At 41.1% G+C, this 25,999-nt stretch carries 22 protein-coding genes and 1 pseudogene; 11 read left to right on the forward strand and 12 right to left on the reverse strand.

Annotation, left to right across the window (positions count from 1 at the left end):
• Positions 1 to 76: 76 nt before the first annotated feature.
• The 4 genes from L2735_RS05125 to L2735_RS05140 form a co-directional block, all read right to left on the reverse strand.
• Complete coding sequence (locus L2735_RS05125) at positions 77 to 1,456, reverse strand: ATP-binding protein (RefSeq protein WP_248983688.1); 1,380 nt, start codon at positions 1,454 to 1,456, stop codon at positions 77 to 79.
• The gene (locus tag L2735_RS05130) at positions 1,456 to 2,142 is read right to left on the reverse strand and encodes a response regulator (protein ID WP_248983689.1); all 687 of its coding nucleotides are present in this window, start codon (positions 2,140 to 2,142) and stop codon (positions 1,456 to 1,458) included. Before L2735_RS05130 ends, L2735_RS05125 begins: the two co-directional genes overlap by 1 nt.
• Before the next feature lie 123 nt (positions 2,143 to 2,265).
• Complete coding sequence (locus L2735_RS05135) at positions 2,266 to 3,108, reverse strand: DUF4437 domain-containing protein (RefSeq protein ID WP_248983690.1); 843 nt, start codon at positions 3,106 to 3,108, stop codon at positions 2,266 to 2,268.
• A 421-nt stretch (positions 3,109 to 3,529) separates the two neighbouring features.
• On the reverse strand, positions 3,530 to 4,942 hold the full coding sequence (locus L2735_RS05140; protein WP_248983691.1) for a cytochrome C biosynthesis protein: 1,413 nt from the start codon (positions 4,940 to 4,942) through the stop codon (positions 3,530 to 3,532).
• Positions 4,943 to 5,354: 412 nt separating this feature from the next.
• On the opposite strand from L2735_RS05140, the gene L2735_RS05145 reads away from it, so the two are divergent.
• On the forward strand, positions 5,355 to 5,864 hold the full coding sequence (locus tag L2735_RS05145; protein ID WP_248983692.1) for a Spy/CpxP family protein refolding chaperone: 510 nt from the start codon (positions 5,355 to 5,357) through the stop codon (positions 5,862 to 5,864).
• 66 nt (positions 5,865 to 5,930) lie between these two features.
• Positions 5,931 to 6,803, forward strand: coding sequence for a cation efflux pump FieF (fieF, locus tag L2735_RS05150; RefSeq protein WP_248983693.1), 873 nt, complete (start codon positions 5,931 to 5,933; stop codon positions 6,801 to 6,803).
• 125 nt (positions 6,804 to 6,928) lie between these two features.
• Here fieF and L2735_RS05155 read toward each other — a convergent pair whose 3' ends face one another.
• The 4 genes from L2735_RS05155 to L2735_RS05170 all read right to left on the reverse strand — a co-directional run bounded on the left by L2735_RS05155 (position 6,929) and on the right by L2735_RS05170 (position 10,710).
• Positions 6,929 to 7,441: a gluconokinase gene (locus tag L2735_RS05155; protein WP_248983694.1), complete on the reverse strand. Its 513-nt coding sequence runs from the start codon at positions 7,439 to 7,441 to the stop codon at positions 6,929 to 6,931.
• An 86-nt stretch (positions 7,442 to 7,527) separates the two neighbouring features.
• On the reverse strand, positions 7,528 to 8,943 hold the full coding sequence (gene glnG, locus L2735_RS05160) for a nitrogen regulation protein NR(I) (protein ID WP_248983695.1): 1,416 nt from the start codon (positions 8,941 to 8,943) through the stop codon (positions 7,528 to 7,530).
• A 30-nt stretch (positions 8,944 to 8,973) separates the two neighbouring features.
• The gene (gene glnL, locus L2735_RS05165; protein ID WP_248983696.1) at positions 8,974 to 10,011 is read right to left on the reverse strand and encodes a nitrogen regulation protein NR(II); all 1,038 of its coding nucleotides are present in this window, start codon (positions 10,009 to 10,011) and stop codon (positions 8,974 to 8,976) included.
• A gap of 126 nt (positions 10,012 to 10,137) precedes the next feature.
• Positions 10,138 to 10,710: a DUF4124 domain-containing protein gene (locus L2735_RS05170; RefSeq protein WP_248983697.1), complete on the reverse strand. Its 573-nt coding sequence runs from the start codon at positions 10,708 to 10,710 to the stop codon at positions 10,138 to 10,140.
• 188 nt (positions 10,711 to 10,898) lie between these two features.
• Between L2735_RS05170 and L2735_RS20160 the strand changes: the two are divergent.
• A pseudogene (locus tag L2735_RS20160) lies at positions 10,899 to 11,078 on the forward strand (hypothetical protein).
• 23 nt (positions 11,079 to 11,101) lie between these two features.
• Here the strand turns inward: L2735_RS20160 and ppnP are convergent.
• Together ppnP and typA are read right to left on the reverse strand one after the other, a co-directional pair.
• Positions 11,102 to 11,413 carry a pyrimidine/purine nucleoside phosphorylase gene (gene ppnP, locus L2735_RS05180; RefSeq protein WP_248983698.1) on the reverse strand — a complete coding sequence of 104 codons (312 nt, stop codon included), beginning with the start codon at positions 11,411 to 11,413 and terminating at the stop codon, positions 11,102 to 11,104.
• Between the two features lie 218 nt (positions 11,414 to 11,631).
• Positions 11,632 to 13,446: a translational GTPase TypA gene (typA, locus tag L2735_RS05185; protein WP_248983699.1), complete on the reverse strand. Its 1,815-nt coding sequence runs from the start codon at positions 13,444 to 13,446 to the stop codon at positions 11,632 to 11,634.
• A gap of 471 nt (positions 13,447 to 13,917) precedes the next feature.
• Between typA and glnA the strand changes: the two genes are divergently transcribed.
• From glnA to L2735_RS05215, 6 genes are all read left to right on the forward strand, one after another.
• Positions 13,918 to 15,327 (forward strand): glutamate--ammonia ligase, encoded by a 1,410-nt coding sequence (gene glnA, locus L2735_RS05190; protein ID WP_248983700.1) that lies wholly within the window; start codon positions 13,918 to 13,920, stop codon positions 15,325 to 15,327.
• Positions 15,328 to 15,515: 188 nt separating this feature from the next.
• Positions 15,516 to 17,834 carry a PT domain-containing protein gene (locus L2735_RS05195; protein ID WP_248983701.1) on the forward strand — a complete coding sequence of 773 codons (2,319 nt, stop codon included), beginning with the start codon at positions 15,516 to 15,518 and terminating at the stop codon, positions 17,832 to 17,834.
• Positions 17,835 to 17,950: 116 nt separating this feature from the next.
• Positions 17,951 to 19,177, forward strand: a complete 1,227-nt coding sequence (locus L2735_RS05200; protein ID WP_248983702.1) for a dicarboxylate/amino acid:cation symporter — start codon at positions 17,951 to 17,953, stop codon at positions 19,175 to 19,177.
• 544 nt (positions 19,178 to 19,721) lie between these two features.
• Entirely contained in the window at positions 19,722 to 21,308 is a 1,587-nt protein-coding gene (locus L2735_RS05205) for a sensor domain-containing diguanylate cyclase (RefSeq protein WP_248983703.1), read from the forward strand.
• Positions 21,309 to 21,355: 47 nt separating this feature from the next.
• Positions 21,356 to 21,874 (forward strand): type II secretion system protein, encoded by a 519-nt coding sequence (locus L2735_RS19975; protein WP_283104547.1) that lies wholly within the window; start codon positions 21,356 to 21,358, stop codon positions 21,872 to 21,874.
• 224 nt (positions 21,875 to 22,098) lie between these two features.
• Positions 22,099 to 23,022: a hypothetical protein gene (locus tag L2735_RS05215; protein WP_248983704.1), complete on the forward strand. Its 924-nt coding sequence runs from the start codon at positions 22,099 to 22,101 to the stop codon at positions 23,020 to 23,022.
• A gap of 292 nt (positions 23,023 to 23,314) precedes the next feature.
• Here L2735_RS05215 and L2735_RS05220 read toward each other — a convergent pair whose 3' ends face one another.
• On the reverse strand, positions 23,315 to 23,962 hold the full coding sequence (locus L2735_RS05220) for a DUF2959 domain-containing protein (RefSeq protein ID WP_248983705.1): 648 nt from the start codon (positions 23,960 to 23,962) through the stop codon (positions 23,315 to 23,317).
• A gap of 29 nt (positions 23,963 to 23,991) precedes the next feature.
• Entirely contained in the window at positions 23,992 to 24,213 is a 222-nt protein-coding gene (locus L2735_RS05225) for a hypothetical protein (RefSeq protein ID WP_248983706.1), read from the reverse strand.
• A gap of 86 nt (positions 24,214 to 24,299) precedes the next feature.
• On the opposite strand from L2735_RS05225, the gene L2735_RS05230 reads away from it, so the two are divergent.
• On the forward strand, positions 24,300 to 25,280 hold the full coding sequence (locus L2735_RS05230) for a virulence factor BrkB family protein (protein WP_248983707.1): 981 nt from the start codon (positions 24,300 to 24,302) through the stop codon (positions 25,278 to 25,280).
• A 149-nt stretch (positions 25,281 to 25,429) separates the two neighbouring features.
• The gene (locus tag L2735_RS05235) at positions 25,430 to 25,999 is read left to right on the forward strand and encodes a hypothetical protein (protein WP_248983708.1); all 570 of its coding nucleotides are present in this window, start codon (positions 25,430 to 25,432) and stop codon (positions 25,997 to 25,999) included.

Genomic DNA, 25,999 nt, shown 5'->3' on the forward strand with positions numbered 1-25,999 from the left:
GCGGATTAAGTCAGTCATGGGAATCGAACTGAGTTAATCAGCCATTCATCTTTAATGGCAGTAGAAGTGGTAAAGCTTAACTATGCATCTTCACTGGTAAGGTGATATTAACTTGTAATCCATGAGGAGCGAGGTTACTGGCACTGATACTTCCTTGATTCAGCTTTATGGCTGCTTGGGTAATCGCTAAGCCTAATCCCCAACCTCCAGATTCACGATCTCGAGCGCTATCTGGGCGATAAAAAGGCTTAAATATTTCTTGAAGTTCAGCTTCATCAATACCAGGGCCATTATCACTGATGGTAATAAGCACGTTATCTTGCTGCTCTATTGCCGTGATATTAACTGATGATTCAGCATAACGAATGGCATTACGCAGCACGTTTTCAATAGCACGAGATAATGACTTAGGGTAATGATCTAAGCTGATAGATTCTGGTATATCAATATCCAAACGCTTTTGCTGTTGCTCAGCTTCAAACTCAGCATCATCTAGAATTTGGCTTAAAGATTCAGCTAGCTCAAGGTGGACTTTATTTTCGCTATTACTAATCGTCACTCGGGACAGAGTGAGTAACTCTGAAATTAAATCTTCTAATTGCTCAGCTTCATAACCAATTCGTTCTATCTCTACACTGCCTTGCTCTTTTTTACGGGCAAGAGCGAGTGATAACTGCAACCTTGTTAGTGGGGTACGCAGTTCATGGGAAATATCGCCCATTAACCGTTGTTGGTTGTTGATCATGGTTTCGATGGCATCAGCCATGCTGTTATACGCTTGAGCAAGGTCGCCAATTTCATCACCGCGAGAAGCTACCTTTTTATTAACTCGACTAGATAAGTCGCCGCTGGCAAGGGCATTGGCACTTTGTTTCAGTGAGCGTAAAGGCTTACCTAAGTTCCAGGCTAATAAGCCACAAAGCATGCCAGACATTAGCATCGCAATGACAACGGTGAGCAACTTATTATCATTAAAAAAGAAAAACCACGGTTTAGGGTGATTATCGGCGATGCGACTATAAATACGGTATTGGTGTTCACCAGCATTAAAACTGTAAGGCCCGAAGATAAGCTCAGTACGAAATTGATGGCTTATGGGATCTTTGTGATCTTCGCTCAGCAGTAAAAACTCGCGAAAAGTTCGAGCGACCTTTTTATGGTTTAACACTCGATCTTGATCGTCAAGAATGTAAAACTTGAGCATTTTACCTTCAGGACTACGATGGCGGGATAGTCGTTTAAGCGCTCGTGAATTTTCTAATAATTCAGGTTGTTCAATAAAATGTTGTGCTGCATGCTTTAGTAACTTTTTTTGCTTATGGGAAAGCGGTTGTTGGTCGTGATTTTGTTGCAGAAGCGGTAATACGCCGACAAAGGCGATAATTAACGAACTGCATAACCAAAAGCCCAGCAGCAATTTAACAAATAAACGGTTTATTGAAGGAAGCACTTTCATTATGGGATCCAGATATAGCCTTTACCACGGATGGTTTTCACCCTTGGGCGTCCATCGCTACGCTCTGGTAACTTCTTACGTAAATTAGATAAATGCATATCTAAACTACGATCAAAAGGCATCAATTTTTTACCTAAAACAGTCTCACTTAACTGCTCTTTGGTAACTAAATCACCCGCTTGAGTAATTAAGCTATGCAGTAAAGAAAACTCAGTTCCAGTTAAAATAATCAATTGGTCATTACAAGACAGTTCTTGTCTAGCTTGATCTAGGCTTAAATCGCCAAATGTCACTACATCACGCTCATTGTTCTCTGTTTGAGTCAGGCTTGAACGCCTTAAAATAGCGCGCATACGAGCGATAAGTTCACGATCATTAAACGGTTTTGGCAGGTAATCGTCAGCGCCAATTTCAAGGCCAACTACACGGTCAATTTCATCGCCGCGGGCAGTCAGCATTAGCACTGGAGTTTGCTTTTGGGTTCTGAGTGCACGCAAGACTTCAAAGCCATTAAGCTTTGGCAACATGACATCAAGTAGGATTAGATCAAAATCTTGGTTTTGGGCATAGTCGAGGCCTTGTTGACCATCAAATGCTTGGGTTAAATCAAACCCTTCTAGTTCAAGAAGTTGGGCTAGTAATTCTGATAAGCCAGCGTCATCATCAACTAATAAAATTCGACTCATTTTGATCCTCACTCGTTAATTAATCACACTATATAACGAATGAAGATCCAAGTTTAGTAACATTGCACTCTTTTACACTGAGTCGCTAGTAATAAAAATGCCTGATGGTTCAGGGGATCGCGGTTACTGGGCTGCAACCTTATATTTACCATCAGTGCGGATGTAGATAGTTGCCCCGTCTTCAGAAACTGTTATTTCATGATCAAACTTACCTGTAGATCCAAAGTAACTTCCTGCAGCGAGGGTCTTACTTGTGTCAGTTTCTACAGATTGATATTCAACAGATCCTTTAATGACTATCCCGCGAAACTCCTGTGCATTTGTTTTAATGGTGCCCTTAAATCCGGCAGGAAGTTTAATCATTGCTCCACCAAGTTCACCCGCTTTATTACTTCCCCAAAGTGAAGTGATTTCAGCTTGGTCACCATCCACAAAGGTCACATCAGTTTTATCTAACCAAACTAGATTTGATTCGTGCAGGTTAATTGGCTTCTCTGCGCTATCAAAATGCTGATCCGATGGTTTGACAAGATAAGGACCGCTATCGATTTCTAAAAAAATCATGTTGGCTTCACCATTGGCTGAGGTGATGTGGTTCTCACCTGCTGGTTGTGTCCAAAATGAACCCGTTGGCATCCACATAGTGGCAGCATCAGGGTCATCATTATGCATTTGACCTTCAATCACCACACCACGATAGGTAATGTTGTGAATGTGCGGTGGCGACGAGAAGCCTTTATTGAATTTGACTAACATGCCTGTTGGGACATTTTTAGTGCGGTCACCCCAAAGGTTAGCGGCGCCAGGACTTTTATCACCACGTAATGGATTCAAATAACCCCATTGAATTTCGCTTTGGGTGATGACTTCTGATTGTGGCGGCGCGGTTTCCGCTAATGCTTGAGAGGCAAAAGTGCTACCCCAAAGAGAAATAGTAATGGTTAAAGCAGCTTTGGATGAGGTCATATTTAAGGTCTCGGTAGGCAGTTATTTCAATAATACGTTTGAGGTGCATTGAATAAGTGATGCGATGTATGAATAAATTATAGCTAGGAATAGCAATAGAAAAAGCCCATATGGCAAGAAACAGTATCAATTAGAACTTGATAATACCCCGCGGCAACTTTAGCGGATTGAGGTAAGTGGGAACAACAGTACGTTTTGATGAGTCATTTATTTCACAATTCACTTATTTCACAATTCATTTATTTCACAATCCATTGCAGCTTCTCATTATCAATTCAAAAAATAATAGTTTATTCAATAAGGCATAAACAGGCGCAGCGGCTATTTCTCTTTGTCTCAAAAATCATGAAAAAGCGAGCCAAAGGGCTCGCTTTTAAACGTTCATCAAAAAATTGAACAATGGAAGTCAACTATTGCTAAATTACTTCTGCTTATAGCGTTTAATTTTGACAATGATGTAAGTCAGTAAAATTGAACCTGCGATAAGCCCTACAGAGAACACCACGTTTTGCAATGCCATTGGGTTGATGACTAACATGCTGCCTAAACCTAGCATCATGATCCCTGACATCAGCTTGAGTACTTCACCTTCTTTTTCAGTGAGTTTACGTTTACCTAATGTCGCTGAAAACACGATGACTATGGTTGCTAACGGAATAACATAAATAATGTTATAGGCAATTAAGTACATGTATCGTTCAACGGTATCTAAGCCTGAAATTGACAGTACAGAGGTGTAAATCATCGGGAAGCCAGCGGTGCACAATAACTCGTAAGCATTAGCAAGAATCGCCAGTACAGCCGAGCCAAATATCAGCGTTGGCAATGAGCTGGTTTTAGATAGCTTACCCATGCGTTTAATTAAGCTGCCTCGGTTTTCAACTGACATGGACAAGCTGACATCCCCTTTACCGAAGAAAAAGTCTTTGATGTTCACCAAGGCGGCCACCAGGGCGATTAATCCTGCCCCGGTGATAATCCAACCTCCATCACTGCCACCAAGCAGTTGGAATAAGTTGAGCCATGCACTCATAAAGATAAAGTAAATAAACCCTGAGAAGAATACGAAGATACCGCCAACAAGTAACATACGACCGCGGCTGCCTGCGTTAACCATGATGCTCAGCAAAAATAGTAAAACGAAGAAAGCACAAGGGTTAAAGGCATCAACACCAGCCAGTACAAGGGTTAATACTGGCAGTGACATTTTTTCAGGCTGCACAGCACCAATAAGCGGAATATCTACAGGTTGTACGTGAGGCTTTGAATCAATGCTTGATTGCTCACCTGTGGCAGCGCCAAAGTCCATACCACAAGTGCTAGGGTTATTTGGATCTGAATCGTCGCTGCAGGTTGCAAATAGCGGCGCATCGGCAGTGGTTTTATCCTCATAAAAGTCTGCCATCACATCTTGCATATCGGCAGTGCCACCATTTCTTTGATAACAAGCTTCAAGGCGTTCCAGTATGTAGCGCCCAGTCACATCATGGTTGTTGTAACCAATAATAGCTTCGCCACAAACGGCAAAGTAGGGAACCGATTTCGGTTCTACACCGGTTTGTTTCCCCATTTCCATTAACTTATCAACATTACCAGGCTCGCTAATCAGGTAATCTTCCAAGTTTATCCAACTGTATCGCTCGGCAAGTGCATCAATAAAAGGATGCGCCTCACGGCAATGAGGGCAGGTCTGTGACCAGAAAAAATGTAAATTTACCGAGGGTTCGGTAGCGGTTTTGTTGACCCAAATATCGGAATCATTGGCTTGCGCTAAGCCCGATACAGAAAAAATTAAGCAGAAAAACATCATAATGCGGGTGAAAAACTTGCTCATCCATAACCTCAACTAATACACCAAAAAGAATTAACAAGAACCTCAGTCGCTAAAGTATGTGTTGCTTTAGTTAAACTGAGCTTTGTTCTGTTATCTCTGATACATAACTTATATATTTTGTTCAGTATGGAAATGATTCGTTTTGATATACGTGAACTGGCTCCCATTCTGCTTTATAGAATTGTTTTTCTGCTAGAAATGAGATCTTTACATAGCTTTACCGACTCATAACCCTAACTGACATTGCATTGGCTAAACTAGCTTCATACCAAAAACGACTTCAACAAATTTTGAATAAGTCACCTTGGTAAAGCGAAACCAAATTCTGTTAACAGTGCTGTTTACCCTAATTGATAAAAGCGCTGGTAACCATTATTCACATGATGAATTAAGCAAATATATAGGTGAAATTATGAAATCACGTTTAACAGTAAAAAGCAGTTTATTAGCCCTTGTTGCTTCTTCAGTGTTATTAGCAGGCCAAGTACACGCCGCAGATACAACCACGTTGACTGCACAGTCAGAGCAAACTCAGCAAAAAAGTGAACGCGCTCATGGTGGCAAACACCACGGTAAAAGTATGCACAAAAGTGTACGCAAAATGCTTCGCTCTTTGGATTTAACTGAAACTCAAAGAACTGACGTACGCGCTATCTTTGACAAGTACAAAGCTGAGAAAGGCGAGCGTCCATCAGCTGAAGAGCGTGCTGCTCATAAAGCTGAAATGTTAGCGCTGATCAGCAATGCAAACTTTGACGATGCTCAAGCTGAAGCCATTATTGATGCTAAGCAACTTAAGCAGAAAGAAGGCATGAAGAACTTCATGAAAATGCAAAACGAAATCTATCAATTACTGACTGAAGAGCAAAAAGCGAAGTTTGACTCACGTTTTACTAAAGTCAAAGGTAAAGGTCGTGGTTAATAGTTGACGGAGTCAGTTATAATAGAGGGATACTATCTAGCTAAATGATGCGTGATTACCTCTATTATGACAAAAGATTCAGAGTACGATTTTTGGGTTAAACTGGCGAGCCGTGCTGCGGTAGCAACAGCCTTAATCCTTATCGTGATAAAACTACTCGCTTGGCTCTATTCAGGGTCAGCGAGTATGCTTGCATCATTAACCGACTCATTTGCTGATGCACTAGCGTCCATCGTTAACTTCATTGCAATTCGCTATGCCATTCTACCTGCTGATGATGATCATCGCTATGGTCATGGTAAAGCTGAGCCTTTAGCCTCTCTTGCTCAATCCGCCTTTATTCTTGGTTCTGCTTTTTTGCTGATGTTTTATGGTGGTGAGCGACTGTTTAACCCTGTTGAAGTTACTCATGCTGGTTTAGGCGTAGTTGTTTCGATCATTGCCCTTATCATGACCTTTGCGTTAGTACTTCTTCAAAAGAAGGCCTTAGCTAAAACCAACAGCACTGTGGTTGAAGCCGACTCACTGCATTATAAGTCAGACTTGTTCTTAAACGGCGCAGTGTTACTAGCCTTAGTGTTAGCGCAGTATGGCTGGTGGTGGGCAGATGGTTTATTTGCAGTACTTATTGCGTTATACATCGGTCATCAAGCACTTGATTTAGGTTATCGCTCAATTCAGTCACTGCTGGATAGAGAGCTTGATGAAGAAACCCGTGCAGAAATCGTCGAGATTGTTAAGCAAGATCCTAGGGTGAATGGTTTACATGAATTACGCACTCGCCAAGCGGGCAAGACAACCTTTATTCAGTTTCACATCGAGCTTAAAGGCTCGTTATTACTGCGAGAAGCACACGAAATTACCGATAAGACTGAACAGCGGTTGCGAGATGCATTTGATAGTGCTGAGGTGATAATTCACCAAGACCCTATAGACTAGCCTTGCTTAACTGATTTTTTACTTGGTTATAAGCCTAGCTATAGGTTGATGGAATTAATAAAAAGCCGCCAACAATTTGCATTGTTAGCGGCTTTTTTATATCTGTTTGGTATTTTGGAAGCGGCCTAATAACCTAGTTTTTTAAATTGCTCAGTTGCTTCGGTAACAATATTATCGATACTGTTATCGACATTCACAGTCACCACCAAGTCTTCTTGACTAGGATCTTCCAAGGTAGCAAATTGGCTATCGACCATGTTTTGTTTCATAAAATGGCCACTTCGAGCCTGCATACGCGCCAAGATCAAATCATAACTGCCTTTAAGGTATAGAAATGCCACTTGCTGGTTACCTTCACGGATAGTGTCTCGGTATTGCTGTTTTAGTGCAGAACAAACAATAATGGCGGTTTCATTTTTAGATTCGATACTGTAAGCCGCGTCTCGAACGCGCTCTAACCATGGCGCTCTATCATTATCATTTAACGGCTCGCCACGAGCCATTTTTTGAATATTAGCCCGCGGGTGTAAGTCATCACCATCAATAAATTTAGCATTCAAGCTAATTGCTAATTTTTCGCCAATGGTGCTTTTACCACAAGCACACACCCCCATCACAATAATGGTTTTACCGGTCATTTACGTACCTCAAATTTGGAAATGATTTTATTAAACAAAAAGGATAGCAATGGCTATCCTTTGTGGCATTGATGGTTGTAGCCAAACTAATCCATTTCTAACTCTTTTAATTTACGCGTTAGGGTGTTTCGTCCCCAACCTAAACGTTTTGCAGCTTCTTGTTTATGGCCTTGAGTATGCTTAAGCGCAGTTTTTAATAAAATACGTTCAAAGGCTGGTTGGACTTCGGTGAGTAAGTCACTTTCGCCAGCAGCTAACTTTTCATCTATCCACTGGGTTAATGCCACTTGCCAATCTGATACACCATTGACTCTTTCTCCAGCACTTACTGGGTCTTTCAATAGCTCTGTCGGTAAATCTTGAGGCAGAATTTCTTGACCAGAAGCCATCACAGTTAACCAGCGACAGGTGTTTTCAAGTTGCCTGACGTTACCTGGCCACGGTAACTGCTCCAACTTAGTGGCAGTTTCTTTGGTGAGTATTTTAGGTTCAACGCCAATTTCTTTTGCGGCAGAGACGAGGAAGTGAGTCGCCAGTTGAGCAATATCTTCACGACGCTGTGACAGCGGTGGTAGATGAACTCGGATAACGTTGAGACGATGGAATAAATCTTCACGAAAATCGCCCTTTTGCACCAGTAATTCTAAGTCTTGATGGGTTGCGGCAATAATTCGAACATCCACTTGCACAGCAATATGACCACCGACACGATAGAACTGACCATCAGCCAGAACACGTAATAAACGGGTTTGCACATCAAGTGGCATATCACCGATTTCATCTAAAAATAATGTGCCTCCATTGGCTTGTTCAAAGCGGCCTTGGCGTACATTTGCCGCTCCAGTAAAGGCACCTTTTTCATGGCCAAACAATTCTGATTCGATAAGATCTTTAGGAATAGCAGCCATGTTTAGTGCGATAAATGGGTTATCTTTTCGTGGGCTGTGTTTGTGCAACGCGCCAGCCACGAGCTCTTTACCTGTCCCCGATTGCCCATTAATGAGCACACTAATCGATGAGCGAGAAAGGCGGCCAATGGCTCTGAACACCTCCTGCATAGATGGCGCTTCACCAATAATTTCAGGGGTTTTGACTACTTCTGGTTCTGCACTTGGTGCAGGAACTTGCTCGGTTGCATGAGTCAGTGCACGCTCTACTAGTGCGATGGCTTCATCGATATCAAACGGTTTTGGCAAATACTCAAAGGCACCCGCTTGATAAGCGCTGACGGCACTGTCTAAATCTGAATGCGCAGTCATGATGATCACAGGAATGTGCGGGTAATGCATTTGTAAGCGATCGAGCAGGGTTAGCCCGTCAGTACCTGGCATACGAATATCTGACACAATCACAATCGGTTGTGATATTTCTAATGCTTGCCACAATGACTCTGCGGCAGCAAAACTGGCAGTAGATATTTTAGCACCTAGTAAGGCCCTTTCTAAAACCCAGCGAATTGAGCTGTCGTCATCGAGGATCCAAACTTGTTCGCTTATACTCATGTTACTTCCTCTATAGCCATCAATGGCATGTTATTGTAATGGCAGGATAATAGTAAATTCTGTGTGCCCTGGTGCCGATACGCAATCAATTCGACCTCCGTGTAATCGAGCGATATTGTGTGCAATTGACAGCCCTAAACCTGAACCTTCATCACGGCCTGTTACCATCGGATAAAACAAAGTATCTAATAACTCGGCAGGGATCCCCGGACCGTCATCTATAATTGATAACGCTAGCACTAACTTGAACCTTTGAGTGCCTATGGTGACCTGATGTTGAGTTCGAGTTCGAATGAGTATTTCTCCCCCTTGACGCTCTAATGCTTGAGTTGCATTTTGTACGATATTCAATACCGCTTGCTGCATTTGGTCTGAGTCCATACTCATATCTGGAATGGAAGGGTCGTAGTCGCGGGAGAGGGTGATATTTTTGGGCAAAGTTAATTCAATCAACTTCAGAACTTTTTGCACCACTTGGTGGATATTATGCTCAGTATGCTGAGTTGGGCGTTGTGGCCCTAATAATTTATCGACCAAATTACGTAATCTATCAGCCTGCTCGATGATGAGATCGGTAAATTCTTTTAATTCAGGTTCAGCGAGTTCTCGTGACAATAATTGAGCTGCACCACGAAGGCCGCCTAAGGGGTTTTTAATTTCATGAGCTAGATTACGCACTAAAAACTGGGCGGCTTGCTGCTGTGCATCAAGGTTGAGTTGTTGATGAATTCGGTGTTGTTGATCCACCTGACGAAGCTCTAATAAGCTTAAGTTATCTTCGCTTTCCATAGGGCTTAAGGTGATATCAATAATATGGTGCACGCCATCTAAGGTTATGAGTGCAGCTGTATTGACGGTAACGCCTTGATTGGCATTGACTGAATCAATCAGTAATTGACTTTCTACAGCCATAAATTGATAAAGCTCAGGAAGGCGCTGTTCAAGTAGCTTATTTGCACCAACGCCAAGCAGCTGTTCAGCTGCCGCATTGGCATAACGAGGCCGTAATTCGCTATCAATAACGAAAACCGCGGTAACTAAATGATTCAGCAGATTATTTGTGTCCATCAATTGTCCTGCATAATGAGAGTGCACTATTATGTTGCACCAATTTGGTGCGCTGCGCAACTTATTCTACATCGACAATCAACAGCAAATACTCTTAACCGCTATGTTTTATCTGTATGATAAATATCAGTTTTTAGCTGGTCTTGGCATTGGCTTTGGCTTCAATGCAATTGATGTCTGATGTAAAAATATCTTTCTAGCAGAACTTGATGCAAGGACTTTGCCGTTTTGGGTCAAAATTTTAACCACTAAATTATGTTCGCCTCGATTAACTTCGGTGACATTAAAGATTGCACTGGGTTGAGGTTGACCATAAAGGATGTCATCAATATATAAAGCGAGCAGGTAACCATTAGGTAATTCAGGTGCGGCGCTGGCGACAACGGTAAAGTTACCTTGGTTATTACGGATGGTTTCTTCTTGAGTTGGATTAACAATGCGCACGCGGTAGGTGATAGGCTCTGCGGCTTTGGTATTGGTCTGTGTTTCGTTAGGAATGGTTACCGAAATATTGTTTTGGGTGTTTTGACTTAGCTCGACCGGTTCCGCATTCTCTTTGGGTTCATCACTATAATGGACTTTTCCATTTTCATCGACCCAACGATAAACGGTTGCATGGCTGTTTGAGATAGCCATACTACACAAAATCAGGCTGATAATTAGGCTAGTCATTAAACTGGTCATTAGAGTCGAGCGCATTGGAGGTTCCTTCACCTTAGCTTTATTCAGTTTAATTCTAGCCTCTTTTTAACAAAAAATCAGCAATTACTAGAGGACTGCTTAGGGCCTGTTGACCTTTGCTGGTTAAGTTTTGTTCGAAATAAAAGCGTTTTAATTGAGGCTGATGGATTGATGCCTAGTCATCTAAGCATCTTTTATTCACAAAGATCCATCCAACAAAGAGTAAAACGCTTTTAGTCGAACCCTTTGGGCAGCGTTTGTTGGCGATTTTTACTGCGTTATCGACTTTTTATGTAGAATAACTACACCACAAAGTCTCTGCCTTGTATAAATGGCCAACAATCCGCTGCAAAAATAACCTTGAAAGATCAACAGGCCCTAGTTAATTACAAGCATACAATTTTGCTAATTAGTTGTACTGACAGCGATATTCGCTCACTTCTGACGTGCGAATTTTAAAGTTAACATTGGCATCTAACTCAAATAGATCACCTGCCACAATGGTTTTCCACTCACTGGCTTCTGGCAGTAAAACATCAAATTTGCCTGAGGTAATATTCATGACTTCAGCTTGTGTTGTGTCGAAATCGTATTCACCTGGAAGCACGACACCAAGGGTCTGGTGGCTACCATTTGCAAAGTGGATGGTGCGGCTGATGACTTTACCGTCAAAGTAAACATTGGCTTGTGTGGCCACATCGACCTGTGAGATTACGCTCATTACAGCTCTCCTGCTGGATAAACTTAAATTGAAATAGTGTTATATATCGTTGAATATAAATTCGTTTAACTTGAATATAAAGTAATTAATCGTTATAGGTTAGATGGAAAAATAAATTCGGTTAATATGACGGTTTAATATGGTAAATGAGTAAGTTACAGGCAATAAAAAACCCGCCTGAGCGGGTTTTTTGAATCATTTATAATGATTAATAACGATTAAGAACCACGGTTGTGACGCTTACGCTCGTTTTCTGTTAAGTAACGCTTACGAACACGAATGTTCTCAGGTGTTACTTCTACTAATTCATCATCATCGATAAACTCAAGCGCTTGCTCAAGTGTCATTTCGATGTGTGGAGTCAGTACTTGTGCTTCATCAGTACCTGATGCACGCATGTTAGTAAGTTGCTTACCTTTCAAACAGTTAACTGTTAAGTCATTTGCACGAGCGTGTAAACCAACTACTTGACCTTCGTAAACTTCAGCAGCGTGACCAATGAATAGGCGACCACGTTCTTGAAGGTTAAACAATGCGAATGTCAGTGCTTTACCCGTTGCGTTAGAAATCAATACGCCACGAGCACGTTGACCAATATCGCCACCTTTCACAGGACCGTAATGGTCAAATGAATGGTAAATAAGACCAGTACCAGAAGTCGCAGTCATGAATTCAGTTTGGAAACCAATTAAACCACGGCTAGGGATAACGAAATCGATACGTACTCGACCCTTACCATCTAACTGCATGTCGCGCATGTCACCCTTACGAGTACCTAATTTTTCAATTACAGCACCTTGATGTTCTTCTTCAACATCAACCGTTAGTGTTTCGTATGGCTCAGACATTACACCATCGATTTCTTTTTCGATAACTTCTGGACGTGATACAGCTAACTCGTAACCTTCACGACGCATGTTTTCAATTAAGATACCTAAGTGTAATTCACCACGGCCTGATACACGGAAACGATCTGGAGATTCAGTTTCTTCAACACGTAATGCAACGTTATGAATTAACTCTTGTTCTAGACGCTCAAGGATATTACGTGAAGTTACATACTTACCTTCTTTACCAGCAAACGGAGAAGTGTTTACTTGGAAAGTCATGGTTAGTGTTGGTTCATCAACAGAAAGTGCAGGCAATGCTTCAACAGCACCTGGAGCACAAATAGTGTCAGAAATTTTTAGCTCACCAAGACCGGTAATTGCAACGATGTCGCCAGCGTTAGCTTCAGCAATTTCGTGACGGTCTAGACCCATGTAACCTAATACTTGGCCCATTTTACCGTTACGTTTCTTACCATCAGCACCAATAATGGTTACTTGTTGGTTAGTTTTAACGCTACCACGCTTGATACGACCAATACCGATAACACCTACATATGAGTTGTAATCGATTTGAGAAATTTGCATTTGGAACTCACCTTCCGCATCAGCGTCAGGAGAAGATACTTTCTCAACGATAGCTTGGAAAAGTGGCGTCATGTCTTCGCTTGTTTCATCTGGATCTAATGTTGCGAAACCATTTAATGCAGAAGCATATACGATAGGGAAATCTAACTGTTCGTCAGTTGCACCTAAGTTGTCGAATAAGTCGAATACTTGGTCAATAACCCAATCTGGACGAGCACCAGGACGGTCAATCTTGTTGATAACAACGATTGGCTTAAGGCCCTGTGCGAATGCTTTCTTAGTTACGAAGCGAGTTTGTGGCATTGGGCCATCAACTGCATCGACTAATAATAAAACAGAATCTACCATAGATAGAACACGTTCTACTTCACCACCGAAATCGGCGTGACCAGGAGTGTCTACGATGTTAATACGGTAGTCGTTCCATTTGATGGCGGTATTCTTAGCCAGAATGGTGATACCACGCTCTTTTTCAAGATCGTTAGAATCCATTACACGCTCTGCGGCTTCGCCTCGACTTTCAAGGGTGCCTGACTGAGCCAATAGCTTGTCTACCAAGGTCGTTTTGCCATGGTCAACGTGAGCAATAATGGCGATGTTACGTAAATTCTCTAACACGGATAAAACCTCTATACCATCAAATAAAAATAGGAGTTCATAGGGACTACTTACTTATAGCCACCATAAAAAAGCGTGCCATTCTACTCCACCAAGGCTTGAGTAGATAGGATTATTTTTGAACACTTGTTTTTTTGTAAAAATTTAAACCTTAAAGATAGAAGATAAAAATCAAAAAGGATCATATTGCCGCAATAAAGTGACGCTTTAATGAACGAGATCAATTATGCCGTTGAAAGGGCTGCACCGAAATGGACTTTTGCACCATTAATGCTCATAGTGGTGCACCGAAGTTGTGCGTTATTGCTGTTGTATGAAACTAAGATATTTTTATTGGAATAAAAATCAGTGACTTATCTTTCTGGCATGGAATTCGCTTTTAACAGAACAAATTCGCATAGCAGATATTACATCTGACGAATAACAAGATTACATTAAGGGACAACCCTTTACCCTACCGGAGGCTTAAGAATGTCAGTTGAATCAATCCTAAAACAAATTGAAGAACTAGAAGTTAAGTTTGTAGATTTACGTTTTACAGACACTAAAGGTAAAGAGCAGCACGTCTCTATTCCTTCTCATCAAGTGAACGAAGACTTTTTTGAAGATGGCAAAATGTTCGATGGCTCATCTATCAACGGTTGGAAAGGCATCAACGAATCTGACATGGTATTAATGCCAGACCCTTCTTCTTTCTTATTAGATCCTTTCACTGAAGAAGTGACTGGTCTTATTCGTTGTGACATTTTAGAGCCAGCGACAATGACTGGTTACGAACGTGACCCTCGTTCAATTGCTAAGAAAGCTGAAGAGTACCTAAAGTCTACTGGTATTGCTGACACAGTATTAATTGGTCCAGAGCCAGAATTCTTCTTATTTGATGACGTTAAGTTTGGTACTGACATGTCAGGTACTTTCGTTAAAGTTGATGCGAAAGAAGCGGCATGGAACTCAGGTACTAGCTACGAAGACGGCAACACAGGTCACCGTCCATTCGTTAAAGGTGGTTACTTCCCAGTTGCACCAGTTGATTCATCACAAGACATTCGTAGTGCAATGTGTCTAATTCTTGAAGAATTAGGTCAAGTTGTTGAAGCACATCACCATGAAGTTGCTACAGCGGGTCAAAACGAAATTGCTACACGTTTCAACACGCTTTCAAACAAAGCTGATGAAATCCAAATCATGAAGTATGTTGTTCATAACACTGCTCATGCATACGGCAAAACTGCGACATTCATGCCTAAGCCAATTGTTGGTGATAATGGTAGTGGTATGCACGTTCACCAATCTTTAGCTAAAGACGGTGTTAACTTATTCTCTGGCGACAAGTACGCTGGTTTAAGTGAACTAGCGCTTTACTATATTGGTGGTATCATCAAGCACGCTCGTGCATTGAACGCATTCACTAACCCAAGCACAAACTCTTACAAGCGTCTTGTTCCTCATTTCGAAGCGCCTGTAATGTTAGCTTACTCAGCGCGTAACCGTAGTGCTTCAATCCGTATCCCAGTGGTACCAAGCCCGAAAGCACGTCGTATTGAAACACGCTTCCCAGATCCAACCGCTAACCCATACTTAGCATTCTCTGCGCTACTTATGGCTGGTCTTGACGGTATCCAAAACAAGATTCACCCAGGTGAAGCAATGGATAAAGATCTATATGACCTACCTGCTGAAGAAGCGGCTGAGATCCCACAAGTTGCAACTTCTCTAGAGAATGCACTTGAAAACTTAGCAGCTGACCACGAATTCTTAACTAAAGGTGATGTATTCAGTAAAGACTTTATTGAATCTTACATTGCACTTAAAGAAGAAGAGTGTGAGCAAGTATCTCGTACTACTCACCCAATGGAATTCCAACTTTACTACAGCCTATAAGCCTTAGCTTAACGCTCATGTAAATTGGCCATAGGCTAAAAAATTGAAAGCCCTTGATGATAATCATCGAGGGCTTTTTTATTGCTGCGTTATTATTTCACTATCCAAGGTAAAAAAAGATAAAGATTGTTTAAAGTTTCTTCAACTATGCTAGCGTTAAGGTAACGAAACATCGCCAAGGAATTGTTATGAAAGTAAAACTACCAGAAGTGGTTTTCAAATTTTTGTGTATTTTTGTGTGTTGTCTTTCATCCTTTTCTGCCATCGCACTTGAGTGGCCTCAAGAAGTTGATACTAAACTGGGCACGTTAGTGGTTTATCAACCACAGCCTGAATCCCTTGACGGTAATGTATTGCAAAGCCGTGCAGCAATGTCTTTTGAGATAAAAGATCAACCAGATCCCGTATTTGGTGCGTTTTGGTTCAGTGCCAGAATTGATACTAATGATGATGTGACTACCGTTAGAAATATCCAGGTCACCGAAGTTCGCTGGCCATCCTCTACAGAAGAAGATCAACAAATCTTTACTGATACTGTTTCTGAAGCATTAGCTACTACTAGCTTTGAAATCTCGATGGAGCGTTTATCTGCCAGTTTAGAGACGGCTGAACAAGAAAAGCGCAGCTTAGATAATATTAAGAATGACGCGCCAGAGATTATCTTCAGCACCAAGTTAAGTGTATTACTGTCTTATGATGGCGAGCCACAGTTTAGTGAAATTGAAAATAGCCCTTATGAGCGTATTCTTAACACGCCTTTTGCCGTTGCCCGTGATACTCAATCGAAAAAGTTATATTTAAGTAGCGGTACCTATTGGTATGTCGCTGAAGATCCCATGGGCCCTTGGCAGGTTACTTTATATCCTCCAGAAGATTTAGTGAGCATGGTGAATACTGAAGAAGATGAGCCTGCTAAAAGCACAGCCAATGCGCCGCATATTATCACCTCAGATAAACCCACAGAAGTGGTGGCTACCGATGGTTCACCTAACTGGAAAAGTTTAATTGATGGCAAGCTACTTTATGTGAGTAACACCGAGACAGCTTGGATCCGCGAAACATCATCAGGTGATATGTATGTATTACTGTCAGGTCGCTGGTTTAAATCAAAAAAACAAGCTGGCCCTTGGGCATTTGTTCGCGGAGACAAACTACCAGAGAGTTTTAAAGACATCCCTCCTGAGTCAGATATTGGTGGTTTAAGAGTGTCAGTAGCTGGCACTGATGAAGCTAACCAAGCCATGTTAGATGCACAAATTCCGCAAACAGCAGCGATTAAGCGTGATGAGGCCAAGCTTGAGGTTGAATACGATGGCGAACCTAAATTCGAGGCGGTAACAGGCACTTCAGTTTCTTATGCCGTTAATACTTCAACCCAAGTTTTATTGATCAACAAAGTGTATTACGCCGTCGACAATGGGGTGTGGTTTACGTCTGCATCAGCAAAAGGCCCTTGGGTTGTTGCTGATGATATTCCTAATGAAGAAATAGCCCAAATACCTGCAAGCTCTCCTGTATATAACACCACATACGTGCAGGTATATGATTCGACGCCTGAGGTGGTGTATGTTGGGTATACTCCAGGATATATGTGGTCGTATCCATATTACGGCGTGCCAATTTATGGTACAGGTTGGTATTACCCGCCATACAGAGGGCGTTATTACTATCCTCGCCCACCTACCTGGGGCCTACATGTAGGCTATAACCCTTGGACTGGCTGGAATGTAGGCGTAAGTTGGAGCAATGGCTTTTTCCGCGCTGGTGTGGTGTGGGGCGGTGGGTATGGATACCATAGACCTTACCGTTGTTGTGGAGGTTATTACGGTGGTGGCTATCGTCGCCCTGTGGTGATTAACACTGGCAATATCAATATTGGCAACAGCATTAGTGTGGGTAATCGGACTAAGATTTCTAATCGGATGAACTCAGCAAACATTAATGGTAATCGCATTAATGGAAACCGAATGGGTAAGAAGGATAATTTATATAATCGTCCTGCCACTCGGGATCGTTTAGCTAACCCTACAGTTGCCAACAAAAACCTGAAAAAGGCGACCTACAATAAAGACAGAAGTAATGACGTTTTTGCTGACAAACATGGCAACGTCGCTAGGGATAATCAGGGGAAATGGGAAAACCGCAGTGACGGTAAATGGAATACAGCACCAGCGACGGGCAATGTTAGTAAACCAAATGTCAGTAAACCAAACATTAATAACCCAAACATTAGTAACCCTAACGTGAGCAGACCGAGTACTAGGCCTACAACTCAGCCTAGTACACAACCTAGTACTCGTCCGTCAACGTTACCGACAAGTCGACCTTCTTCGTCATTCCCGTCGAATATACCGTCGACGCGACCATCGACAAGGCCATCGAATATGAATAATTCGATAAACCGTAGTCGTCCAAGTGGTGGCTTTGATCACCAAAGCTTGAATCGTTCTCGGCAAGCCCGTCAATCGGGAATGGCAAGAGAAGGGCGAGGTCGTGTACATCGTTAACGTGTGCTTTAATTAGCGTATGGTTAAATAAGCCTGCTAGTTGCAGGCTTTTTTATTATTCTGACTATTAAGTTAAGCGCAATAATTAGCAACACAACATTAAATGGATCTAATTTATGTGGAATGCCCTTCAAGCTTATCGCTCTTCAATCATTTTATTAACTGCTTTACTGCTTGGCGGTTTACTTGGGTTTGTATTACCAGACTTTGCCATTAAGTTAAAACCCATCGGCCAAATTTTTCTCAATCTTCTGTTTATGATTATCGTGCCTTTAGTGGCTGTCAGTGTGATGTCATCCATTGCGAAAATGACAGATTTAAAGAAATTAGGCTCAATTCTCGCATCGATAATGGCAGTCTCAGTGGTCATGGCGATGATACCCGCCATCGGCATTGTCTTGTTGGCACTTGCATACGATCCAGCTCAAGGCGTCACCTTGGAACTGAGTGAAACGGTCGAAACGACTGGCAGCATGGACTTTGTGAGTTTACTCACCACTAATGATTTTGTGGGCTTGCTATCGAAGTCGAATATTTTGGCGCTGATCATCATGTCGGTGATCAGTGGCATTGCCATTGGTCAGTCGGGTGCAGATGGTTTAAAAGTGTCTGCGCTACTGGATAGCTTAAATACTGTCATCATGAAGATTATCTCGATATTAATGTATCTTGCTCCATTAGGTTTAGGTGCTTACTTTGCAGCCACAATGGCAAGCCAAGATGCAGAATTAATGGGCACGTTTGCAAGGGCTGTTGGGTTATTTTTAGTTGCAACTCTAGTTTATCTTACCTTAGGTTCAACCTTATATGCTTGGTTGGGTGGAGGCATAACTGGTGTTAAACGTTTTTGGCAAAATATGCTTGAGCCCGCTGTCACAGCATTAGGCACCAGTTCGTCTTTAGCTACTTTGCCAGTCAATATCAGAAGTGCCAGCAAAATGGGCTTAAACGAGCAAATTGCCGAAATTAGTTTGCCATTATTAGTCAATCTTAATAAAGGCGGCGCGGCGATGATCACTGCTTTGAAGATAGTGTTTATCTATTCGCTATTAGGAATGGAGTTCACCAGTGATGTGTTCATGCTAACGATATTGATTTCTGTATTATCTGCTTTTGTTATTGGTGGAGTGCCAGGGGGCGCGTTTCTTGGCGAGATATTCATTGTCACCACGTTAGGGTTGCCTTTAGAGGTTATCCCAATCTTAGTGGTATTAGGTGCGATAACAGATGCGGCATCAACAGTGATTAATGTGGTGCATGATTTAACGGCAACCCAAATCATTGAGCGCATTAATGGTAAGCACTACCAATCTGAACCCAATTCCATTAGTTCAAAGAGTTGATCTCATCAGTGAAATGACAGATTGGCATCATTAACCCAAAGCTCCCATATTATATTGAGTCAACACCGTAACCATTTAGTTACGGTGTTTTTCATTAAGGTGTTAATGGTTTGGGTTTTATATAAATAACCTGAGCTCGGGATAAAAACTTGCTTTCTAGAGGCTATTTTTACTGATAACGGCGTTAAATTTGTTTGCAATAGGCCAGCTATTGACGTACAAATTTGCCTTGTTCTAAGCAAAAATATCTCTCTAGAATAAGATTGAAAGCAAACATGTAATAATTCAACAGTTTAACTAACTTATTATCCCGAGTTCAGGTTAAATAACCAAACCACAAGGTGCTTTTTAGAGTAACTATTCAGATGTGTAAGCTTATGGTTGAACGCTCTTTAAGCGTATGTAACAATGCGAACTTGTGTTTGTAACATTATGTTTCAAATTGAATTGACTGGTATTAAATGTGGTTATGCGGCGTGATAAGACATTTAAAAGGTCTTCATAAGACGTATTGATATTTAACCCCCCTGAGCATGGAATCTCGATGAAATTACCTTTTCGCCATTTATTATTTTTGGTGATGATTTTAACGTCACTTATCCCTATTACGGCAATTTCATTGTGGTCTGCTAATTCAGCCCTCGAAAACGAATATAATATGGTGCATGACAAGCACTTGTTACTCGCTCAAAATATCACTAAAGCATTGAACCGTTATGCCATGGATGCACTGGCTATATTCACGACCGTGACTAATTTTAATAATAGCCAAGGTGTTGCTAAGGATATGTTTACCTTACTTAATACCATTGATGTTGTGTCTATTGGGGTATTTAATCAGCAAGGCCAACGTGAAGCTGTCGTGTATGGCGATCTGCAATCTCAACCGTTAAGTTTGACAGACCCCGCTAACCCATTTGAATTGTCGGATTTATCTCAAGCACACTTTACGCCCCTCCATAAGACTGGAGTTAAACAACCAACTTTATATATGATCCGCCAAACTCCAGATATGCGTATTTGGTTGGCGACGATGAATGCGACATATATTGAGCAATTGCAATCTGCGGTTATGTTTGGCAATAAAGGCCACGCCGCCATAGTTGATAAGCAAGGTAATGTATTGGCTCACCCCAATAGCCAGTGGCAAGTAGAGGCTAAAAACATCAGTAAAATTAGCATTGTGCAGCAGATGATGAATGGGGAAAGTGGGGTTAGTCAGTTTTATTCGCCAGCGGTAAAAGATGACATGATTGCAGGCTTTGATGTGGTGCCATTAACTGGCTGGGGCGTGATGATCCCGCAACCCTTAATTGAGTTAGAACAGCGTGCTTTTGTTGTGATCAAATTTACTTTATTAGTAGCGCTAGTGTCGCTGATAGTATGCAGTATTTTTAGCTGGTGGATAGTTGGACTCATCACTCGCCCGATTGATATTTTGACGGCGAAAACCCGAGATATAATTGATGTCAGCACTAACGGGGGTCAACGTCATCCTCGCGGTATTCATACCGCTGAATTTACCAAGTTATTTGATAGTTTTAGGCAAATGTCATTAGAGATAAGCAACGGCCGTGAAGAATTAGAGGTCAGAGTTGCTGACCGCACTGCCGACTTAGCTGAAGCTCAAGCGAAAGCGCTGCATTTGGCTAATCATGATGCTGTGACAGGTTTAGCTAATCGAGTTGCTATTCGTTTTAAAATTGCTGAGCTATTACAGCAGAATAAGCACTTTTCATTGTTGTTTATTGATTTAGATGGATTTAAAGGTGTAAACGATCAGTATGGTCATCGCATCGGTGATGAGTTATTAAAAGCACTAGCAGATAAGGTCAATAAGCACTTATTGATTGATGATATTTTAGCGAGATACGGTGGTGATGAGTTTATTATATTGATGCCAAACATGGATTCGATTTCAGCTGCTGAATGCGCAGCTGAGAAGCTACTGCAATTGTTTTCAGAGCCTGTGATTGTTGAGGATAAAGTCATTATTATCAGTGCCTGTATTGGTTTGGCATTGTCTAATGGCACAGATAAAGATACCGACAGTTTAATTCACCGCGCAGATACCGCAATGTACCAAGCTAAGCATCAAGGTAAAAATCAAGTGATGGTTGCTAGTTCGTGAATTCTCAAAAATATACTAGAATTTATATTGTAGTGTCAGGAGGTTATATGCCAATAAGCGTTACAGAATCTATTTTTAAAGGTAAAACTTCCTCAAACGGTTTTACGTTAATCGAACTTGTCGTGGTCATTATTATCTTGGCGGTGCTTGCAGTGATAGCGGCGCCAAAGTTTATTAGTTTAAAAGAAGATGCCTATGCAGGCCAAATGCAAGGGGTCTCAGGTGCGATTGGAAGTGCAAAAGACTTAATCTATGCATCATGCGTACTTAGTGCTGATTGTGATGAAACTGAAGGGCCTGGTAATGGAAATACTATTAAGGCTGAAGGGCAAAATATAACGTTAGCCTATGGTTATCCGAGACATACTGAAGCAGGTATTGCCCGCGCGATTAATATTGTTGATGGGGATGACTTCGAAATTACTCCTTATGACATTGCAGGGCGAACAGGACTGCGCATCAGACCTGCCGCTGAATACTCAGTAAATGATTGCGAAATACGTTACTCAGAACCACAAGCTGCTGGAGATGTCCCTTTAGTTGCACGAGATTTGGATGGCTGTTGATCGCATTTACGGCTTAGTTTCTAGCAAGGAAAAGACAAGGTGAATTTTCAACCTTAAGTTTATACGAAACAATAACTGAATCGTTTACGCTAGTAATGAGTTAAGTTAGCTACATTTATAACAACAGTACTTTTAACAACTGCATTTATAATAACTGCATTTATAACAACTACACATTTAACTGGTGCATTGATAACAAGTGCATCTTAACATTAGCGCCTTTAATGACTGGTGTTAACTCTGAGAAAATGGACTTTTACTCAATGAATAGTTTGCTTCGTGCGTTACTTTTTTTATTAGCAATACTCCTCAGCCCTCAAGTTATGGCCAACGTATTCAATACCATCGTTAATATTCAATGCAATGAATGTGATTCTAATCAAGCGTACCACAGAGCCGCATTATCAGCCCTAAAAGACAGAGAGCAAAAAGTCGTTAACGTAGTTAATTTTAATCAATTTGATGTACGTAAATTTGATGTCAAAAAGCTGCAAGTGGAAGTGTGTAGCGACTATTGGAAATCGGCGACAAAAGGCTATTGCAAGATGGAAGATGGCTCTTCGATAAAACCACTAAAAGTCACCAATATTGAACGCGAGAAAGTCATTTTATTGTCTGAGCAGCTATATCAATTAGACTTTTTTCAACGCCAAAAAATACAGGCTGATCCAAAAGTCGCTAATACGGCTTGGGAGTTGGCTCAGAATCACTATGTCGCCAACAAGTTGATGTCTAATTGGCAACAAGAATACCAATATGAATATTCAGCATTTCTAGCTAAGTGGCAACAAGGTGAGCGAGCTAGCCTTCAAGCGAATATACCATTGAAAAATTTATCTCCTCCCATTGTGATTACCTTTGCTGATGGGTCAGAAGTCTTCGCTGAAGTCGATTTTATTGATTCGAATAATCAGCAGCATTTTAGTTTTACACAGCTTAAAGATGCTAACAGTAATCATCTTGTTTTAGCCCGAGAAAAGCTATTTACATTAGGTGATAAGTTTCAGTTTGAATCGCAGCAAAATAATGATTTTATCAAGATGAAAGAGTTAGTTGAATTGAGTGGATTTATGGTTGAAGTTCAAGAAACACTGACAGGGATCAGTGCTTCGGTTGTGTCTTGTTCACCTAATGAGAATGCATGTTAATTTGGTTATTAATTTTTATAGGCAGTATTATAGGTTGGTAACTTGTCAATTGACTGCAGTCTAAAACTATCGATGAAGTTTAGCTGCCAGCCACTTGTAGTCGCTCTATCAAAGCGAACTAGTAACAACTAAACTGAAATATAATTCAAATAGATTGATTGCTAAAGTCATTTGTCTGTATTTTGTGCTCTTTCAGCAGACTTCAGCTAAGCCATTATAAAAGGCAATAAAAAAGGCGTAAGTGGTTATTTACGCCTTTCAGTTGAGCTTTAGCCAGTTAACGTAAATTGGACTAGCCTTGCTCCATCGCTTCGATGAATTTATTTGATTCAGCAATCGATTTATTCATTTCAGTGATCAAACTTGATATATCAGATTGTAAGCTATTAAACTCACCTTTAATCGCGCCAATCGCTTGAGCATTAAGGTTATGTTTAAGGTAAAGCATGTTGTCTTTCATTGCCGTTAAGATTGGCGGCATTTTAGCTTCTGCACGGCGCATTCCCTTCACTAAGGAATTATAAGAGCGCTGAGTTTCGTTTAACTTATTGGTACTGTTACGTCTAAGACTCGCTTTGCTTATCTCTTGAATTTCAGTTTCCCACTCGTCAAATAAAGCTTCTGCTACATCTTCTACTTTATCGATACGACTGCCCACTTCATCAGCTGCTGACTGAGCTGATTCATACTCATCTTTGGCTTTGTTGTAAGCATCTTCAAGGTCGCCACCATCAAAAGCCAGCAAAGCCTGCATTTCTTCTAGTGCTGAGCTGAATTGTTCTTGGGCTTCTTCTTGAGACTCTTTCGCTTCTTGAACGCGATCTACCATGATGTCACGCTTGTGATAACCGACTTTTTCCATTGCGCCATAATAGGCACTTTGACAGCCACTTAATAATAAGCTGACACTTAGGATTGCGAGTGATATCCATTTCTTCATCTTGTACTCTCTTTATTGTTGTCGTTGGACTAGTCTGATTTAAATGTGGCAGCGTCAATAACGCTCCAAAGATGAAAGACAGCACCAATAATCGCTGGGATAATTAAAACCCAAAAGAAGTAACCTACTGCTGTAATTAAGAAAAATAGAATTGCAGCTATAATGCGTCCTTGAACCAGTTGGCCTAAACCTGGGAAAAAGAAGCTGGCAATTGCGGCAATAACATTGCCAGCAGAACCTTGTTGAGACATTAAATTGCTCCCTAGGAGTGTAACTATCGTGTTATAACATTGTACGAAGTTAAACGCGTAATTGAAATTAATAATCTGAGAATATTGTGACAAATAAGATAGATGTAGCGTATTTAAAAAATATGAGTGCTAGTATTTGGCAATTTTTAGTTCATCTAAAGTCCAGATTGCTGGAAGATCAAATTAATGTCAAAGCAGGGCATTTAGCTTATGTAACTTTATTATCATTAGTGCCTATGGTGGCAGTGATGATGTCTATGTTGTCGGCTTTCCCAGGTTTTTCTGGGATCCGAGGTCAAATCGAAAGCTTCATTTACAGTAATTTCATGCCGGCATCAGGTGATACAGTGCAAATTTACATTAATGAATTTGTCGATAATGCCTCTAAGGCAACGTTTGTGGGTGTGATGGCGCTGGTGGTTGTAGCCTTGATGTTGATATCTGCCATTGATAAAGCGTTAAATAATATCTGGCGAACCACTGAAAAACGCTCATATGTGGTGTCATTTTCAATGTACTGGATGGTATTAACTTTAGGACCAGTATTGATGGGGGCAAGTATTGTCGCCACCTCTTATGTAGTGTCGCTAAAGGTATTTGATAGTAGTGAGATATCTGCATTAATGACTTGGTTGGTTGAGCGTTTGCCTATGCTGTTTTCAGTGGCGTCGATTTTATTGCTGTATATGGTGGTGCCCAATAGAAAGGTCCATTTTTGGCATGCGTTAATTGGCGCGATTGTCGCGGCCATTTTGTTTGAAGCCGGCAAAAAAGGTTTCGCTTTTTATGTCACTCAATTTCCGAGCTATGAGGCCATTTATGGCGCGTTAGCAACGATTCCTATCTTATTTGTTTGGGTGTATTTATCTTGGGTGATTGTACTTTTGGGCGCGGAAATTACCGCAGCGTTACCTGAGTATTTAGACTCTGGCATTTTTTCGCTTAAAAAAAGCAATGTTGAAACACAACCCCAGACTGAAATAGAGAAGACCATCGAAGCTAAAGTTGTTAATGACGATAAAGCCACGAATGACAACAAACCAGCAAGTGAAAAGGGACAATCGTAATAATATAAAATTGCCGAGATGAATTATTTAGTTGTGCTTAATTAGTTTCTAAACGGTATATTGCTATGTAAGTGTTAAATAATAATAAAATCTAAGTTGTTTTGACTCTAATGAAGAGTTTATACAGCTGTACTCAACAAGGATAGAAAATGAAAAAATTGATTATTGCAGCATGTGTATTAGGTTTGACAGCTTGTGCTACAACGGATAATTCGGCTGAAACCGATGCAACTCATGCTGCGCCGAAAATGATTAATATGGCGGGTATGACAGATCAACAAGCCGCTGATGAACTCTACAATACTTTATTAAAATCAAGCTATTTAGCCACTAAACTCAGCCCTAACAGTGTTGCTGTACAATTTGGTGATAACCAATTTGTATTACAGCCAAGTATGAGTGAACAAGGCGTAGACAGAATTTTAACTAACCGTTTGTTTGCTGTTCACCCGCAATTACACGGTAGTAAAGAGTTATTGGTGTTAATTGGGCAATTAAACCAGAAACTAAATTTTGCTAAGTTTGTCATTCGTGAAAATGGTGGCGTGATTCAAGTGCAAGGCGCAGCAACCTTTGTTGATTCGATTGAATTAGAAGAGTTACGTCGTTTTATGCTATGGACTGATGAAGGTCTTAAACAAGTGGCTAAATCCTTTCCTAAAGGTTCAGAAAATCTGATTAAGCCTATTCCTGTGATAAAGCCTGACACTGGGGCGTAA

It is taken from the genome of Shewanella olleyana (genome assembly GCF_023283825.1).
Lineage (GTDB): Bacteria > Pseudomonadota > Gammaproteobacteria > Enterobacterales > Shewanellaceae > Shewanella > Shewanella olleyana.